The 16,126-nt window shown below is 72.1% G+C and carries 12 protein-coding genes; 7 read left to right on the top strand and 5 right to left on the bottom strand.

The features are described from left to right. Positions 1–81: 81 nt before the first annotated feature. The 7 genes from EV371_RS11355 to EV371_RS11325 all read left to right on the top strand — a co-directional run bounded on the left by EV371_RS11355 (position 82) and on the right by EV371_RS11325 (position 10,394). Entirely contained in the window at positions 82–2,244 is a 2,163-nt protein-coding gene (locus EV371_RS11355) for a molybdopterin oxidoreductase family protein (RefSeq protein WP_130462002.1), read from the top strand. Continuing rightward, a complete protein-coding gene (locus EV371_RS11350; RefSeq protein WP_130462001.1) occupies positions 2,241–3,728 on the top strand; it encodes an FAD-dependent oxidoreductase in 1,488 nt (495 codons plus the stop codon). Before EV371_RS11355 ends, EV371_RS11350 begins: the two co-directional genes overlap by 4 nt. Positions 3,729–3,804: 76 nt before the next feature. Then, positions 3,805–6,375 (top strand): nitrite reductase large subunit NirB, encoded by a 2,571-nt coding sequence (gene nirB, locus EV371_RS11345; protein ID WP_130462000.1) that lies wholly within the window; start codon positions 3,805–3,807, stop codon positions 6,373–6,375. 110 nt (positions 6,376–6,485) lie between these two features. Then, positions 6,486–6,824, top strand: a complete 339-nt coding sequence (gene nirD / locus EV371_RS11340) for a nitrite reductase small subunit NirD (RefSeq protein ID WP_130465825.1) — start codon at positions 6,486–6,488, stop codon at positions 6,822–6,824. Beyond that, positions 6,824–7,912, top strand: coding sequence for a uroporphyrinogen-III synthase (locus EV371_RS11335; protein ID WP_130461999.1), 1,089 nt, complete (start codon positions 6,824–6,826; stop codon positions 7,910–7,912). Before nirD ends, EV371_RS11335 begins: the two co-directional genes overlap by 1 nt. 544 nt (positions 7,913–8,456) lie before the next feature. Further along, positions 8,457–9,482, top strand: coding sequence for an ABC transporter substrate-binding protein (locus tag EV371_RS11330; RefSeq protein ID WP_130461998.1), 1,026 nt, complete (start codon positions 8,457–8,459; stop codon positions 9,480–9,482). A gap of 135 nt (positions 9,483–9,617) precedes the next feature. Continuing rightward, a complete protein-coding gene (locus EV371_RS11325; RefSeq protein ID WP_130461997.1) occupies positions 9,618–10,394 on the top strand; it encodes an ABC transporter permease subunit in 777 nt (258 codons plus the stop codon). Between the two features lie 32 nt (positions 10,395–10,426). Here EV371_RS11325 and EV371_RS11320 read toward each other — a convergent pair whose 3' ends face one another. The 5 genes from EV371_RS11320 to EV371_RS11300 form a co-directional block, all read right to left on the bottom strand. Further along, entirely contained in the window at positions 10,427–11,146 is a 720-nt protein-coding gene (locus tag EV371_RS11320) for an SDR family oxidoreductase (protein WP_130461996.1), read from the bottom strand. A 73-nt stretch (positions 11,147–11,219) separates the two neighbouring features. Next, entirely contained in the window at positions 11,220–11,864 is a 645-nt protein-coding gene (locus tag EV371_RS11315; RefSeq protein WP_130461995.1) for an ATP/GTP-binding protein, read from the bottom strand. Then, positions 11,845–12,210: a DUF742 domain-containing protein gene (locus tag EV371_RS11310; RefSeq protein ID WP_130461994.1), complete on the bottom strand. Its 366-nt coding sequence runs from the start codon at positions 12,208–12,210 to the stop codon at positions 11,845–11,847. The genes EV371_RS11315 and EV371_RS11310 overlap by 20 nt, the downstream gene beginning before the upstream one ends. Positions 12,211–12,272: 62 nt before the next feature. Further along, positions 12,273–12,683 carry a roadblock/LC7 domain-containing protein gene (locus tag EV371_RS11305; protein WP_130461993.1) on the bottom strand — a complete coding sequence of 137 codons (411 nt, stop codon included), beginning with the start codon at positions 12,681–12,683 and terminating at the stop codon, positions 12,273–12,275. Then, a complete protein-coding gene (locus EV371_RS11300; protein ID WP_130461992.1) occupies positions 12,680–15,781 on the bottom strand; it encodes a nitrate- and nitrite sensing domain-containing protein in 3,102 nt (1,033 codons plus the stop codon). Before EV371_RS11300 ends, EV371_RS11305 begins: the two co-directional genes overlap by 4 nt. Between the last annotated feature and the right edge of the window lie 345 nt (positions 15,782–16,126).

The following is a 16,126-nucleotide window of genomic DNA, read 5'->3' as shown; positions in this document are numbered from 1 at the left end:
GGGTCCGTGTGAACGGCTCTTGACAGGCCCGAAACAACCGGGACCCGACCGTGAAACCGGGTGCCGGCACGCTTGGCGGACATGACAGACGGTGCCCGCACTGCGACGCATTCGGAGGATGTGTCCCAAGACGTGGTCACGCACTGCCCATACTGCGCCCTCCAGTGCGGGATGACCCTGCGCCGCACCGGCGACCGGGTGGAGGTGCTGCCCCGGCAGTTCCCCACCAACCGTGGTGGGCTCTGCCAGAAGGGTTGGACCGCCGCCGAACTCCTCGACCATCCCGACCGGCTGACCACCCCGCTGCTGCGGGACCGGCCCGGCGGGCCGCTGCACCCGGCGAGTTGGCCGGAGGCACTGGACCGGGTGGTGGCCGGGATCCGCCGGATCCAGTCCGGGTACGGCCGGGACGCGGTGGCCGTCTTCGGCGGCGGTGGACTGACCAACGAGAAGGCGTACGCCCTCGGCAAGTTCGCCCGGGTCGCGCTCGGCACCCGGAACATCGACTACAACGGCCGGTTCTGCATGTCCTCGGCCGCCGCCGCCGGGACGCGGGCCTTCGGCATCGACCGGGGACTGCCGTTCCCGCTGGCCGACCTCGGTACCGCCGACACCCTGCTGCTGGTCGGCGCGAACGTCGCCGAGACGATGCCGCCGCTGGTCCGGTACCTGGTCGAGCAGCGCCAGCGCGGCGGCACCCTGATCGTGGTCGACCCCCGGGCCACCGCGACCGCCCGGCAGGCCACCCTGCACCTGCAACCGACCCCCGGCACCGACCTCGCGGTGGCGAACGCGTTGCTGCACATCGCCCTGGCCGAAGGGCTGGTCGACAAGGACTACGTGGCCGACCGGACCACCGGGTTCGACCGGGTGCGCCGGGTGGCCGCCGGGTACTGGCCGGCCCGGGCCGAGCGGCTCTCCGGGGTGCCGGTCGCCGACCTGGAGGCCGCGGCCCGGACGCTCGGCACCGCCGACCGGGCGATCATCCTCACCGCGCGCGGCGCCGAACAGCACGCCAAGGGCGTGGACACGGTGACCGCCTTCGTCAACCTGGCCCTCGCGCTCGGCCTGCCCGGCCGGCCCGGCTCCGGGTACGGCTGCCTCACCGGGCAGGGCAACGGCCAGGGCGGCCGCGAACACGGGCAGAAGGCCGACCAGCTGCCCGGCTACCGCCGCATCGACGACCCGGCCGCCCGGGCACACGTCGCCGGTGTCTGGGGGGTGCACCCCGACCTGCTACCCGGGCCGGGTGTGTCGGCGTACGAGCTGCTCGACTCGCTCGGCACCGACGGCGGCCCGAGAGGGCTGCTGGTGTTCGGCTCCAACCCGGTCGTCTCGGCACCCCGGGCGGCCCGGGTCACCCGCCGGCTGCGCGACCTCGACCTGCTGGTGGTGGCCGACTTCGTCCTGTCCGAGACGGCCGAGATCGCCGACGTGGTGCTGCCGACCGCGCAGTGGGCCGAGGAGGACGGCACGATGACCAACCTGGAGGGCCGGGTGCTGCGCCGCCGCGCGCTCCGGCCGCCACCGCCGGGCGTACGCACCGACCTGGCCCTGCTGGCCGACCTCGCCGACCGGCTGGACCACGTCGACGGGGCGGCCGGGTCGGAACGCTCCCGCTTCCCGACCGCACCCGAACAGGTCTTCGCGGAGCTGCGTCGCGCCTCGGCCGGCGGTGCCGCCGACTACGCCGGGATCACCTGGGCGCGGATCGACGCCGAGGACGGCGTCTTCTGGCCCTGTCCCGCGCAGGACGGACCGGGGACACCACGGCTGTTCACCGACCGGTTCCCGACCCCGGACGGGCGGGCCCGGTTCCTGCCGGTGGAACACCGGCCGGTCGCCGAGGAGGTCTGCCCGGACTATCCGGTCTACCTCACCACCGGACGGGTGCTGACGCAGTACCAGTCCGGTGCGCAGACCCGGCGGGTCGAGGCGCTGCGCCGGGTCGCCCCGGACGCCTTCGTGGAGCTGCATCCCGACCTGGCCGCCCGGCTCGGGGTGGACGACGGCGACGAGGTACGGGTGATCAGTCGCCGGGGCGAGATGCGGGCGCCGGCCCGGCTGACCCCGACCATCCGACCGGACACCGTCTTCGCACCGTTCCACTGGGCCGGCGCGGCCCGGGTCAACTCGGTGACCAACGACGCCCTCGATCCGGTCTCCGGGATGCCCGAGTTCAAGGTCTGCGCGGTCCGGGTGGAGCGGGTCCAGTCAGCGAACACCGAGGTGACAGCCCCATGACCGCAGTGGAAGCGCACGGGCCACGGAACCGGTTCGTGATCGTCGGGTACGGCATGGCCGGCGCCCGGCTGGCCGCCGAGTTGGCCGCCCGGCGCGGCGACGCGAAGATCACGGTACTCGGCGCCGAGTTGCACCGGGCGTACAACCGGATCATGTTGTCGAGCCTGCTCGCCGGCAAGGTGGACGAGTCCGGGGTGCGGCTGGCCGAGGCGGCCGGGCACGGCATCGACGTACGGCCCGGGGTCGAGGTCACCGCTGTCGACCCGGCGGCTCGGACGGTGACCACCGGCCAGGGCGACCTGATCGGGTACGACCACCTGGTGCTCGCCACCGGCGGGCGGGCCCTGATCCCGCCGCTGGCCGGGCTGGACCGGGCGGCGCTGCCGGACCGGGTCGCCGTGTTCCGCACCCTGGACGACTGCCGGCGCATCCTGGCCGCCGCGGCCGGAGCCCGCCGCGCCCTGGTGCTCGGCGGTGGGCTGCTGGGGCTGGAGGCGGCCCGGGGGCTGGCCGCCCGAGGGCTCGACGTGCACGTGGTGCACCCGGTCGGGCACCTGATGGAGCGGCAGCTCGATCCGGCGGCCGGCGCGGTGCTGGCCCGTACCCTGACCGGGCTCGGTGTCAGCACCCACCTGGACGTGGCGGCCAGCGCCGTGCACGCCCGGTCGGACGGCCTCGCCCTGACCCTCTCCGACGGACGGGTACTCGACGCCGACCTGCTGGTGCTCTCCTGCGGGGTACGCCCCGACGTGACACTGGCCCGCGCCGCCGGGCTCACCGTGGACCGGGGCGTGGTGGTCGACGACCGGCTGCGCACCAGCGACCCGCACATCTCGGCGATCGGCGACTGCGCGCAACACGCGGGCGTGGTCACCGGCCTGGTCGCCCCGGCCTGGGAGCAGGCCCGGGTGCTGGCCCAGGTGCTGGCCGGGCACGATCCCGGCGCGCGCTACCGACCGCAGCCACCGGTCACCCGGCTCAAGGCCGCCGGCATCGACCTGGCCGCGATGGGGGACGCGGCCGCCGGCCCGGCTCCGGACGTCGAGGAACTCAGCTTCTCCGACCCGGTCCGCGGCACCTACGCCCGGCTGCGGATCGTCGGCGAACGGCTCACCGGGGCGATCATGCTCGGCGACAACCCGGCGGTCGGCACGGTGATCCAGCTCTTCGACCGGGGTACGCCGGTGCCGGTCGACCGCCGCACCCTGCTGCTCGGCCGCAGCCGGGACAGCGCGAGTCCGGCGCTGGTCGAGTCACCGGCGCTGATGCCGGACGCGGCCACGGTCTGCCAGTGCAACACCGTGCGCAAGGGTGCGCTGGTGCGCTGCTGGCGGGCCGGGGCGAGGTCCCTGGACGACGTCGTCGCAGCGACCCGGGCCACCACCGGCTGCGGCGGTTGCCGGGACGCCGTCGAGGGGATCCTCGGCTGGCTCTCCTCGATCGACACTCCCGACCCGGTGGAAGCGGAGGCGACAGCAGCATGAGCGAACGAAGTGAGCGAATCGGCCAGCTCAGGGCGGGCGTGCCTCATGACGGCACGGAGCGAAGCGGAGTGCCGTCATGAGAGCACAAGGTGAGCGACTTGTGGTGGTCGGCAACGGCATGGTGGGGCAGCGCTTCGTCGAGGCGCTGCGCTCCCGGGACACCGAGGGCCGCTGGCAGGTCACGGTGCTGGCCGAGGAGGGGCGGCCGGCGTACGACCGGGTGCGGCTCTCGGCGTTCTTCGACGGGGTGGACGCCGACGAGCTGAGCCTGCACCGTCCCGACGACGGGGTGGACCTGCGGCTGGGTGAGCCGGTGGTGGAACTCGACCGGGCCGGGCGGCGGGTGGTCACCGGTGGCGGGGAGTACCGGTACGACGCGCTGGTGCTGGCGACCGGGTCGTACCCGTTCGTGCCGCCGATCGACGGCGCCTACGTGGCGAGGGGGCCGGACGCGCCCGGGCCGACGCCGTCGCTGCGGCCCGGGGTCTTCGTCTACCGCACCCTGGACGACCTGACCGCGATCCGCGACTTCGCCAAGGGCCGGCGCACCGGAGCGGTGATCGGGGGTGGGCTGCTCGGCCTGGAAGCGGCGAACGCGCTGCGGCTGCTCGGCCTGTCCACCTCGGTGGTCGAGTTCGCCCCCCGGCTGATGCCGGTGCAGGTCGACGAGGCCGGCGGCGCGATGCTGCGCCGCTACGTCGAGGAGTTGGGCGTGGTGCCCCGGCTCGGGGTGGCCACCACCGCGATCCGGTCCCGCCCGGACGGCGAGTTGGCCGGGCTGACCCTCTCGGACGGCAGCTGGCTCCCCACCGACCTGGTGGTGGTGGCCGCCGGCATCCGGCCCCGGGACGAGTTGGCCCGGGACGCCGGTCTGCCGCTGGGCGAACGGGGCGGGATCCGGGTCGACCAGAGCTGCCGAAGCGTCGACGAGCGGATCTGGGCGATCGGTGAGTGCGCCGCCGTCGACGGCACCTGCTACGGCCTGGTCGCCCCGGGCTACGCGATGGCGGAGGTGGTGGCCGACCGGCTGGTCGGTGGCACGGCGACCTTTCCCGGCGCCGATCTCTCCACCAAGCTGAAGCTGCTCGGGGTGGACGTCGCCTCGTTCGGCGACGCGCACGGCCGGACCCCGGGCTGCCTCGACGTGACCTTCACCGACCCGGCCACCCGGGTCTACGCCAGGCTGGTCCTCTCCGACGACGCGAAGACCCTGCTCGGCGGGGTGCTGGTCGGTGACGTGTCGGCGTACCCGGCGTTGCGGGCCAGCGTGGGCGGCGCGCTGCCCGGCCCGCCGCTGGCCCTGCTCGCCCCGGCCGGCGACGGCGGCGGGACCGGTGCCGGGATCGCCGCGCTGCCCGGCTCGGCCCAGGTCTGCTCCTGCAACGGGGTGACCAAGGACCAGCTCGTCGACGCCATCGCCGAGGGCTGCACGGACGTACCGGGGCTGAAGGCGTGCACCCGGGCCGGAACGAGCTGCGGCTCCTGCGTACCGATGCTCAAGCAGTTGCTGGCGGTCTCCGGGGTGCCCCTCAGCCGGGCGCTCTGCGAGCACTTCGCGCAGAGCCGGCAGGAGCTCTTCGAGATCATCCGGGTACGCGGGATCCGCACCTTCTCCCGGCTGGTCGCCGAGCACGGCCGGGGCCGGGGCTGCGACATCTGCAAGCCGGCGGTCGCCTCGATCCTCGCCTCGCTCGGGAACGGCTACGTGCTCGACGGCGAGCAGGCGTCGCTGCAGGACACCAACGACCACTTTCTGGCCAACATCCAGCGGGACGGGACCTACTCGGTGGTGCCGAGGATCCCGGGCGGCGAGATCACCCCGGAGAAGCTGATCGTGATCGGCGAGGTCGCCCGGGACTTCCAGCTCTACACGAAGATCACCGGCGGGCAGCGGATCGACCTCTTCGGCGCCCGGGTCGAACAGTTGCCGCAGATCTGGCGCCGGCTGGTCGACGCCGGTTTCGAGTCCGGGCACGCCTACGGCAAGGCGCTGCGGACCGTCAAGTCCTGCGTCGGCTCGACCTGGTGCCGGTACGGGGTGCAGGACTCGGTCGGGCTGGCGATCGCCCTGGAGCTGCGCTACCGGGGACTCCGCGCACCGCACAAGATCAAGTCAGCGGTCTCCGGCTGCGCCCGGGAGTGCGCCGAGGCCCGGAGCAAGGACTTCGGGATCATCGCCACCGAGGGCGGCTGGAACCTCTACCTCGGCGGCAACGGCGGCTTCCGGCCCCGGCACGCCGAACTCTTCGGCCAGGACCTGTCGACCGAGGAACTGGTCCGGTACGTCGACCGGTTCCTGATGTTCTACATCCGCACCGCCGACCGGTTACAGCGGACGGCCGCCTGGATCGAGGCGCTGGAGGGCGGCCTGGAACACCTGCGAGCGGTCATCGTCGACGACTCGCTCGGGCTCTGCGCCGAACTCGACGCCGCGCTGGCCCGGCACGTCGGGTCGTACTCCGACGAGTGGCGGGACACGCTGGCGGACCCGGACCGGCTGCGCCGGTTCGCCTCCTTCGTCAACGCGCCCGACGTACCGGACCCGTCGATCACGTTCGAGGTGGAACGGGGACAGCCCGTCCCGGCCCTGGGGGAGCGTCGACCGGTGGCGCTCGGCCTGCCGACGACCGTGGGGGTACCGAGTTGACTTCGCACACCACGCACACCACGCACACCACGACTTCGCACACCACGATCGGCGACGGCCCGCCGGTCGACGACGAGTTGACCGAGGTCGCCGGTACGGGCGGCCAGGCGGTGCGCTGGACGGTCGTCTGCCCGTACCGCCGGCTGGAGCCGGAGCGCGGGGTGGCCGCGCTGGTCGGCGGCGAGCAGGTGGCGGTCTTCCGCACCCACGACGGCCGGGTCTACGCGATCGGCCAGCGGGACCCGGTGGCCGGCGCGCACGTGATGGCCCGGGGCATCGTCGGCAGCCGCGGCGAGATCCCGACCGTCGCCTCCCCGCTGCACAAACAGGTGTACGACCTGCGTACCGGCGACTGCCTGGACCTGCCCGGGGTGGCGGTGCCGACCTACCGGGTGCGGTGCCGTGACGGGCTGGTCGAGGTGGCGGCCCGGCCGCCCGGGGACACCTGATGTCCGGCGAACTCTCCGGCTTCACGGTCGGGGTCACCGCCGACCGGCGGCGCGACGAACTGACCGCGCTGCTGGAACGGCGCGGCGCCCGGGTGGTGCTCGCCCCGGCCCTGCGGATCGTGCCACTCGCCGACGACACCGAGCTGCGCGCGGCGACCCGGGCCTGCCTGGACAACCCGCCCGACGTCCTGATGGCGAACACCGGGATCGGGATGCGCGGCTGGCTGGAGGCGGCCGAGGGCTGGGGGCTGGCCGAGCCGCTGCGCGCGGTGCTCTCCCGGGCCTACATCGTCAGCCGGGGGCCGAAGGCCCGGGGCGCGATCCGGGCCGCCGGTCTGCGCGACGAGTGGTCCCCCGCCTCGGAGAGCTGTGACGAGGTGATCGAACACCTTCGGCAGCGCGGCGTACGCGGCCAGTTGATCGCGATGCAGTTGCACGGCGAGCGGCAGCCGGAGTGCACGGCCGCGCTGGAGGCGGCCGGCGCGAGCGTACTCGAGGTGCCGGTCTATCGCTGGGCGGCGCCGACCGACCCGGCCCCGCTGCACCGGCTGGTCGACCTGATCGCCGGCCGGCTGGTGGACGCGGTCACCTTCACCTCCGCACCCGCGGTCGGCGCGCTGCTGCGGGCCGCCGGCCCCAACACCGAGGCGGTGCTGGACGCGATGCGCTCCGACGTCCTGGCCGCCTGCGTCGGGCCGGTCACCGCCGCCCCGCTGCGCCGGCACGGCGTGCCGGTGGTGTCGCCGGGTCGGGCCCGGCTCGGCGCCCTGGTCCGGATCATCGTGGACGAGCTGCCGCAACGGGCGGTCAGCGTCAAGGTCGCCGGGCACCTGCTGACCCTGCGCGGGCACGCGGCCATCCTGGACGGTGAGCTGCGACCGCTGGCCCCCGCCCCGATGGCGGTGCTCCGCGCCCTGGCCGGTACGCCCGGCCGGGTGATGTCCCGGGCCGCCCTGCTGCGTACCCTGCCGAGGGGCGCCGACGAGCACGCCGTCGAAATGGCGGTGGCCCGGTTGCGAGCCGGATTACGTACCCCGGGCGTGGTGCAGACCGTGGTCAAACGCGGTTACCGGCTGCCGGTCGACTGACCGCTCCTCGGCCCGAGCTTTTCTGATCTGGCCTTTTCCGACCTGATCTTCTTCAACCCGACCTGATCTTCTTCAACCCGACCTGATCTTCTTCAACCCGACCTGAATCTTCTTCGACCCGGCCGGAATCCTTCTCGATCCGGCCGGAATCCTCTTCGGTCAGACCGGAGGACCGCCGCCTCACGCTTGGGTATCGGCTCGGTTTGATCCCTTGACTGCCCGACAGGCGGTTGGCAATGTAAGGCCGCAACGTCCCGAGAGCCGTAGGAACTCTCCTCCGGGACTGCGCACAGGGGACTGGTGGGCCGCCTCGTCACCCTGGTCGAACCCATTTCAGGTCGCGTCGCACCTGCTCGCACGCGCGTCAGGAGGACTGCCCGAGACACCGAGCGAGGCATTACGGTCATGGCGGATCCGGCCGTCGAAGGCCGTCAAAGGCCGCCGATTGTGCCGCCCGCCCGCGGAGCCATCGGGACGCGGCCGATAGCGCACCTGACAGCCCATTCACATCCTCAATGAAATCTCCTCTCAAGGACGGGTAGGAATGACGAGGCGCATACGCGTGCTGGCCGCCGTGGCACTGGCAACGGGCCTGCTGGTCACCGCCGGCTGTTCGGGTTCGGACTCGGATGGCGCCGGCGGAAACGACACCGGCGGCAAGACCCCGGACCGGGTGACCTACCTCACCGGATTCGGCACCGGCGGACACGACGCGTTCGCCTGGGTGGCGAAGGACAAGGGCTTCTTCGAGGAGGCCGGGATCGACGTCACCATCCAGAAGGGCGCCCCGGCCACCAACAACCAGGGCCTGCTCTCCGGCAAGGCGCAGTTCACCTACAGCGACGTCACGCAGTTGATGATTCAGACCGGAAAGGGCCAGATCACCGACCTGCGGGTGATCGCCGCGGTGCACCAGAGCACCCTGGTCGCGATCTTCGCCCCGCCCGGTTCCGGCGTGACGAAGCCGAAGGACCTCGAGGGCAAGCGGGTCGGGGTGGCCCAGGGCTCGATCACCCGGAGTCTGCTCCCGGCGTACGGCAGGCTCGCCGGCTTCGACGCGAGCAAGCTCCAGTTCGTCGAGGCGACCCCGCAGACCCTGGTGAGCCTGCTGGTGGGCAAGAAGGTCGACGTACTCAGCACCTTCGTCATCACCCGGAACACCGTGGAGACGGTGACCAAACAGCAGATGACGGTCCTGCCGGTCGCCGACTACCTCGGTGACCTGCTCGGCACCGGTCTCACCACCACCGCCACGTACGCGCAGGCGAACCCGGACGTCGTCAAGCGGTTCCGGGACGCGGCCCTGAAGGGCCTCAGGTACACGGTGGAAAATCCCGACGAGGCCGCGAAGATCATGAAAGCCAACAACCCGAACGTGCAGGAACAGGGGGCGGCGGCGGAGATCAAGCTCATGACGCCGTACGTCACCTCGGCCCCGGGCAACGCCATCGGCGCGCTCGACGAGCAGCGTGCCGCCCGGGCCATCGCCGTCCTCCAGGGCGCTGAACTCATCCCGAGCGGTCTCACCCCGGAGAAGGTCATCGACTTCTCCATCGCGCCCGGGTCCTGACCGGCCGGCGTGACACCTCTGGGACGGCGAGTGGGCAGCCACTCGCCGTCCCCTTTCGCGACGCAGAGGAGAGCACACGTTGCGCGTCTGGACCCCTCCGGGTGGATCGCACGACACCCCCTCCGGGCGGATCAGATGACCGTTAGCCGCGACCTGTCCCCCGGCACCCGGATCGTGCTGCCGATCGCCGGCACCGTCGTCGCGATCGGGCTCTGGTGGCTGGTGACCATCGTCTTCGACGTCGAGACCCTCTTCCTGCCGTCCCCGCCGGAGGTCGTCGACGCCTTCGACCGGGAGCCCGCCTACCTGTTCGAGGCGGCCTGGGCGACGCTCTGGGGGACGCTCGCCGGCTTCGGCATCGCGGCGGCCGGCGGGGTGGTCGCGGCGTTGCTGCTGACCGGCTCACGCCTGATCGAGCAGGCCACCCTGCCGATGATCGTCGCCTTCAACGCGGTGCCGAAGGTCTCCCTCGTACCGCTGTTGATCCTCTGGATCGGGTACGACTCGCGGGCCAAGGTCACCCTGGTCGTCCTGATCGCCTTCTTCCCGATCATGGTGGCCACCATGGCGGGCCTGACCTCGACCCCGGCCGACCTCTACGAACTGGCCCGGTCGCTGGACGCCTCCCGGCTGAAGATCTATCTCAAGGTACGGCTGCCGTGGGCGCTGCCCCAGGTCTTCGTGGGGCTGAAGCTCGGCATCACACTCTCGCTGATCGGCGCCGTGGTGGCCGAGTTGCAGACCCTTAACGAGGGTCTGGGAGCGGTCATCTACAGCACCCAGCAGTCGTTCGACACCCCGCTGGCGTTCGCCGCGATCGCCCTGACCGGGGTGCTCGGCATCGGCCTCTTCTACGCCGTGGTCGGGGCGGAACGACTCGCGGTGCCGTGGGCCAGGAAGATCTCCGGCTGAGCCACCCCCGCTCCGCACCGCCATGCGCAGGGTTAGGCCAGTCCGGCACCGCCGTTGAGGTCGAGGTTGACCGCGTTGACGGCCGGGTTCTCCAGCAGGAAGACGGCGGCGTCGGTGACGTCCGCCATCGTGGTGAGCCGGCCCGTCAGGGTGCGCGCCGTGTAGGTCGCGTGCACCTCGGCCGGCTGCCCGGCCCAGAACGGGCTGTCGGCGACGATCCCCGGGTGCAGCGCGTTGACCCGGACCGGCCGCAGCTCGGCGGCGAGCACGTTCACCAGGCCCACCACTCCGGCGTTCACCGTGGAGACCGTCGCCGAACCGGGAAACGGCCGGTCCTTGGAACCGCCGCCGAAGAGCAGCACGGAAGCCTTCGGTGAGAGCCTGTTCCGGAGGGTGTGCGCCACCTCGGTGTAGCCGACCAGCTTGACCGTGACCAGGCTGACCGCGCGGTCGATCTGGTAGTCGGAGACCTTGTTGACGTCGCGGACGAACGCGGCGAGGACAAGGTGCCTGACCTCGCCGATCCCGGCGAGCGCGGCGGCGACCGACCCGGGCTCGGTGAGGTCGACGGCGACACCCGTCGTCCGGCCGCCGATCTCGGCGGCGACCCGATCGGTCCGGGCCGGGTCCCGCCCGGTCACGACGACCTCGAGCCCTCGCTTCGCGTAGTGCTCGGCCAGGTCCCGGCCGAGGCCGGAGGTACCCCCGATGACGACCACGCAGCCGCCATCGGGGCCACTGTGCTGCGGCATGTCCGTCCCCCTCGTTGTGCAGGATCGAAGCGCGGAGCCTCCCCGGCCCGGCAATCCTGCCCAACCGCGAGAGTCAGCCGACCGGAGTGGGCCGCCCCCGACCGTGCTCCGCGCGCAACGTCTCCATCGCGTGCTGTACCACGTTCACCAGCACATGCTTGACCGACTCGCGGTGTCGGGCGTCGCACATCACCAGCGGCACGTGCGGGGCGATCGCGAGCGCCTCGCGTACCTCCTCCGGCTCGTACTGCGGCGCGCCGTCGAAGCGGTTCAACGCCACGACGTACGGCAGGTGCCGGTTCTCGAAGTAGTCCAGTGGTGCGAAGGCGTCGGCGATCCGCCGGGTGTCGACCAGCACCGCCGCGCCGACCGCACCGCGGATGATCTCGTCCCACATGAACCAGAACCGCGTCTGTCCGGGCGTGCCGAACAGGTAGAGGATCAGGTCCTGGGCCATCGTGATCCGGCCGAAGTCCATGGCGACCGTGGTGGTCTCCTTGCCCGGCACCTTCGACGGATCGTCGATGCCGACACCGGCCGCGGTCATCACCGCCTCGGTGGTCAGCGGGGTGATCTCGGAGACCGCGCCCACGAGCGTCGTCTTGCCGACGCCGAACCCGCCGGCAATAACGATCTTCGCGGAGGTGATACCGCCACCACCGCCACCACCACCGCCGCCGCGACGCGGCCCGGCCGGGTCATAGCCTGCGAAGTCCACTTAGCACCCTCTCAAGCAGTTCCATCCGCTCCTCGTACGCCTCCGGTGGAGCGGCATTGTGCAGCGTCAGCAGGCTGTCCGCCACCATGTCGGCGACCAGCACCCGGGCGACACCCAGCGGCAGCCGGGTGTACGCGGCGATCTCCGCCAGTGACTGCGCCCGGCCTTCGCAGATCGTGGCGATGCGGTGCTTGTCATGGCCGGCGAACCGAGACTCCACGACCGCCGCCGGACTCGCCACGAGCACCGCCTCCAGCGCGATGTCCTGGCGAGGTTCGGTACGGCCGCGGGTGACCGCGTACGGTCGGACGAGCGCGCCACGCGGGTCGTCGCGTCGTCCCTCCATACCGTGGTCACCTCCTCAGCGTCGAGTCGCGGTTGCACCGTTGCCATCCTTGATCTCCCCGGCTAGGGACGGGAGACAGCCTCGCGCGGCAATGGCACCAGCGCGGCGCCGACCCGTTCCACCAGCAGTGCCATCTCGTAGCCGACCTGGCCCACGTCACAGCTCCGGGCCGCCAGCACGGCCATCGAGGAGCCGTCGCTGATGGACATCAGGAAGAGGTACCCGCTGTCCATCTCGATCACGGTTTGCAGCACCCCACCGGCGCTGAACATCCGGGAGGCGCCGTCGGTCAGGCTGACCACGCCGGAGGTGATCGCCGCGAGCTGGTCGGCCCGGTCCGCCGGCAGGTCCCGGGAGGAGGCGAGGAGCAGTCCGTCCGCCGAGACCGCGACGACGTGTGCGATGCCGGCGACACTGTCGGCGAAATTGCTGAGCAGCCAACCCATGTCCTGTATCGCTGCTGGCCTGTTCATCCGCTGGTCTCCTTGGTTGGGATCATGCCGTTCTGCTCGGAACCGGCCGTCCGGCCGCGCTGTACGCCACGGTGGTAGGCCGACAACAGACCACGTACCTCGTCCGGGGTACGCCTGGTCCGCTCACGCGCACTCTTGGGCTCGACGCCACCGGGCACCAGCTGTGCCTGGGGCACCCGCTTGGGCAGGCCGGACCGGGTCGTACCGGCGTTGGCTGGCTCCGCCGCCCGGCTGGCCCGGGCCCAACCCTCGTCGGCCGCCGTCCGCCAGGCTCCCCCGTTCCCGTTCGGCGCGGCCGGCGCCGGCGGGGCGGCCGGCGCGGGGGCCGGCGGTGGCGGCGCGGCGGCAGGTGGCGGCGCCGGCGGCGCGTAGGGGGCCGGCGGCGGTGCGGAACGGCCCGGAGTGCGGGCGGTCAGCGGGGCCCGGCCGGGGGTCGCCCCGCTCGGTGCCGGCGGCGACTGGTAGCCGTCCGGCGGCACGGTGAAGATCGCGGTCGAGTCCGACCCGTGCGAACGGAACCAGACCGCCTCCATCTCGCGGAAGATCGGTGCTTCGCCGGTGTCCTCCACCCGGGGCGCGACCGCGGATGCGGCGCTGACCGGGGTGCCCGCGACCGGACCGGAAGGCAGGCCGGAGGGTGCCGCCGCCGGCGTCATGGCGTGCGTCGGTGCCGCGCCGGCGCCGGCGGCGCCGCGCTGCGGCAGCGACGACGCGACCGTCGGGTACTGCACGGTCGGCGAGCTGACCCCGGTCGAACCGGCCAGGCCCGTGTGGGCCGGCGGGGCCGTGGACGCCGGATTCTGGTACGTCGGCGTCATGCCCTGCTGGTACGCCGGGGTGGGCGCGGCCGGCAGCTGGCTCGCCGTCAGATGGCTGTTGACCGGTGCTCCGGTGCCGGCCGGCATCGCACCGGTCTGGTCACCCGCGGTCTGCCACTGCTGGTTGCCCGCCGCGCTGCGCCACTGTTCGGTCAGGCTGCCGCCGGCACGCGACGCGCCGACCGGAGAGAGGGTCTCCTGCCAGGCGGCACCGGTCGACTGCCGGCTCGCGGCCGGTGCCTGCTCGACCGCGAGCGGCTGCCGCTGCCGGCCGAGGACCTGGTCTCGGCCACGCGGGTTCGGCAGTACCACCGTGCTGGCCGGCAGGGTGACCTGGGCGACCGTACCGCCCTCGACGTTGCGGCGCAGGTCGACCCGGATCTCGTGCCGGTGCGCCAGCCGACCGACCACCGCGAGACCCATCAGCCGGAAGGCCGCCACGTCGACCGCCGGCGGCTCGGCCAGCCGGCGGTTCAGGGCGTCCATCTGCTCCTCGCTGAGGCCGAGTCCCCGGTCCTCCACCTGGATCAGCACGTAGTCGCGGATCCGGCGCGCGTCGGCGACCACCGTGGTGTGCGGCGGCGAGAAGCGGGTCGCGTTGTCGAGCAGCTCGGCGACCAGCCGGACCACGTCGTTGACCGCGTGCGCGGCGACCGAGATGTCCGGGTCGACGGTGCCGAACTCGATCCGGTTGTAGAGCTCCACCTCGGACTGCGCGGCCCGCAGCGCGTCGATCAGCAGCGCGTCGTCGCGGCGGGGTGCCGTCGAGTCTGCGCCGGCCAGCACGAGCAGGTTCTCGTCGTTGCGGCGCATTCGGGTGGCCAGGTGGTCGAGCTCGAAGAGCTGGGCCAGCCGCTTCGGGTCCTCCTCGCCGCGCTCGATCGCGTCGAGTTCACCGATCATCCGGTCCACCAGGGTCTGGCTTCGGCGGGCCAGGCTGAGGAACATCGCCGAGACGCTGGTCCGCAGGGCGGCCTGCTCGGCCGCGATCCGGACCGCTTCCTTGTGGACGACGTTGAAGGCGAGCGCGACCTGGCCCACCTCGTCCTTGTGGTTGAGTCGGATCGGGTCCCGGACCTGTCGGACGATCTCCTCGACGCCACCGTCACCGATGGTGCCGACGTCCCGCAGCCGGCGGACCGCCTCCGGCAGGTCGTGGTTGGCCACCGAGAGCGCGCCCTCACGGAGCCGGCGCAGCGACTGGTTGAGGGACCGGGCCAGTACCACGGCGAGGGCGAGCGCGATGATCAGCGTGATCAGCACGATCACCGACTCGATGATCGCCTGTTGGACGACGTCGGCCCGAGCCGCCTCGGCCTGGTCGAGCAGGTCGGACTCGAGAAGGGTCTCCGCCCAGCGCATCAGGTCGTTGATCGAGCCGACCGTGATCGCCGCCTCGCTCGCGCTGATCGACGCCTTCTGCCCGACGGACCGGTTCAGGTCCCGCCCCACCTTGTCCGCGAGGATCACCGCGTCACCGGTGACGGCACCGTTGAGCACCGCCGCCTGCCGGGTGTCCGCGGAGGCGAAGAAGGCGAGCAGTGCCTCCTGCCTGCTGGTCTGGGTGGCGATGTAGGCGGCGAACTGCTCCTGGTCCAGCACCCCGTTGCCGCTGGCCAGGGCGGTGTAGACCACCGCCTCCTCCTTGGCCACCGCCTCCTTGGCCCGGGCGAGCGAGGCGAGGGTACGCAGGCTGTCACCGACCGCGCTCTCACCGGAGATCTCACCGAGGTTCTCGCCGTACGCCACGAGGTCGCCGATGATCACCTCGTACCGGAGGGTGACCTCGCCGGGCGCCATCTGCGGGCGTTCCAGCACCTCCTGCCGGGTGCCGTTGAGCGTGGCCAGTCGATCGTCGATGACCCGCAGCCGGGTCTCCACCGAGTCGGGGATGTCACTGAGCTGCGCCCGCCGGTCGTTGTACGCGGCGATCCGGGCATCGGTGCGCTGCACGTACGCGTCGAACGTCTCGGTCGTCGTCTCCGGCGACTTGGCACGCAGCCGCGCGCCGGCGATCCGCTCCTTGTGCACGTCCTGGGTGAGCGCCGAGATGTCGCTGGAGAGTTCGGTCAGCGACCGGAGCACACCGGCGTCGTAGGCGCCCCGTCCGATGTCGACCAGCCGGATCGTGGCCAGCGCGAGAACCGCGACGACAGGCACGACGAGCAGCAGCGCGAGCTTCGACCGGATCCGGGTGTCCCGTAGCCGGGGTAGCCAGCGGCGTGGTGCAGCGCCCCCCCGCATACCTTTTGCGGGCAGGGTCGTAGGTCCGGTGCTCACGACATCGCCTCCGTCGTTTCAATACGTGACCCGTCGACCGATGCCTGCTGCAGCGGATCGAGCCGCACGCGGCACGGCCGCGATTTCATCAGAAGAAGGCCGCTTTGGGAAGCGACGGGAGGGCAGCAAAGGTCCATCATGGGACGTCGACTACCCTCGAAGCCGAGAGATCGATGAGGCAGCAAGTCTCTGATCAGCACATATATCACTAGAGTGGTCGCTTGTATCTGGAAAGTTATCCCGCACCCGTACCCCCTCTTATCACTATGTGAGACCCGTCATCCCGAAACCGGCCGGGTGTCCAGCGCTTGACCCAGGCGGCCGGCATTGGCAAGGTTTTGCGGG

The organism is Plantactinospora sp. CNZ321 (assembly GCF_004217235.1).
This window is presented reverse-complemented; position numbering and strand designations above follow the sequence as displayed.

Excerpts from the sequence above, each read along its gene's own strand:
- EV371_RS11355 (WP_130462002.1), top strand. The coding sequence starts at position 82 with ATGACAGACGGTGCCCGCACTGCGACGCATTCGGAGGATGTGTCCCAA.
- EV371_RS11350 (WP_130462001.1), top strand. The coding sequence starts at position 2,241 with ATGACCGCAGTGGAAGCGCACGGGCCACGGAACCGGTTCGTGATCGTC.
- nirB (WP_130462000.1), top strand. The coding sequence starts at position 3,805 with ATGAGAGCACAAGGTGAGCGACTTGTGGTGGTCGGCAACGGCATGGTG.
- EV371_RS11335 (WP_130461999.1), top strand. The coding sequence starts at position 6,824 with ATGTCCGGCGAACTCTCCGGCTTCACGGTCGGGGTCACCGCCGACCGG.
- EV371_RS11330 (WP_130461998.1), top strand. The coding sequence starts at position 8,457 with ATGACGAGGCGCATACGCGTGCTGGCCGCCGTGGCACTGGCAACGGGC.
- EV371_RS11325 (WP_130461997.1), top strand. The coding sequence starts at position 9,618 with ATGACCGTTAGCCGCGACCTGTCCCCCGGCACCCGGATCGTGCTGCCG.
- EV371_RS11320 (WP_130461996.1), bottom strand. The coding sequence starts at position 11,146 with ATGCCGCAGCACAGTGGCCCCGATGGCGGCTGCGTGGTCGTCATCGGG.
- EV371_RS11310 (WP_130461994.1), bottom strand. The coding sequence starts at position 12,210 with ATGGAGGGACGACGCGACGACCCGCGTGGCGCGCTCGTCCGACCGTAC.
- EV371_RS11305 (WP_130461993.1), bottom strand. The coding sequence starts at position 12,683 with ATGAACAGGCCAGCAGCGATACAGGACATGGGTTGGCTGCTCAGCAAT.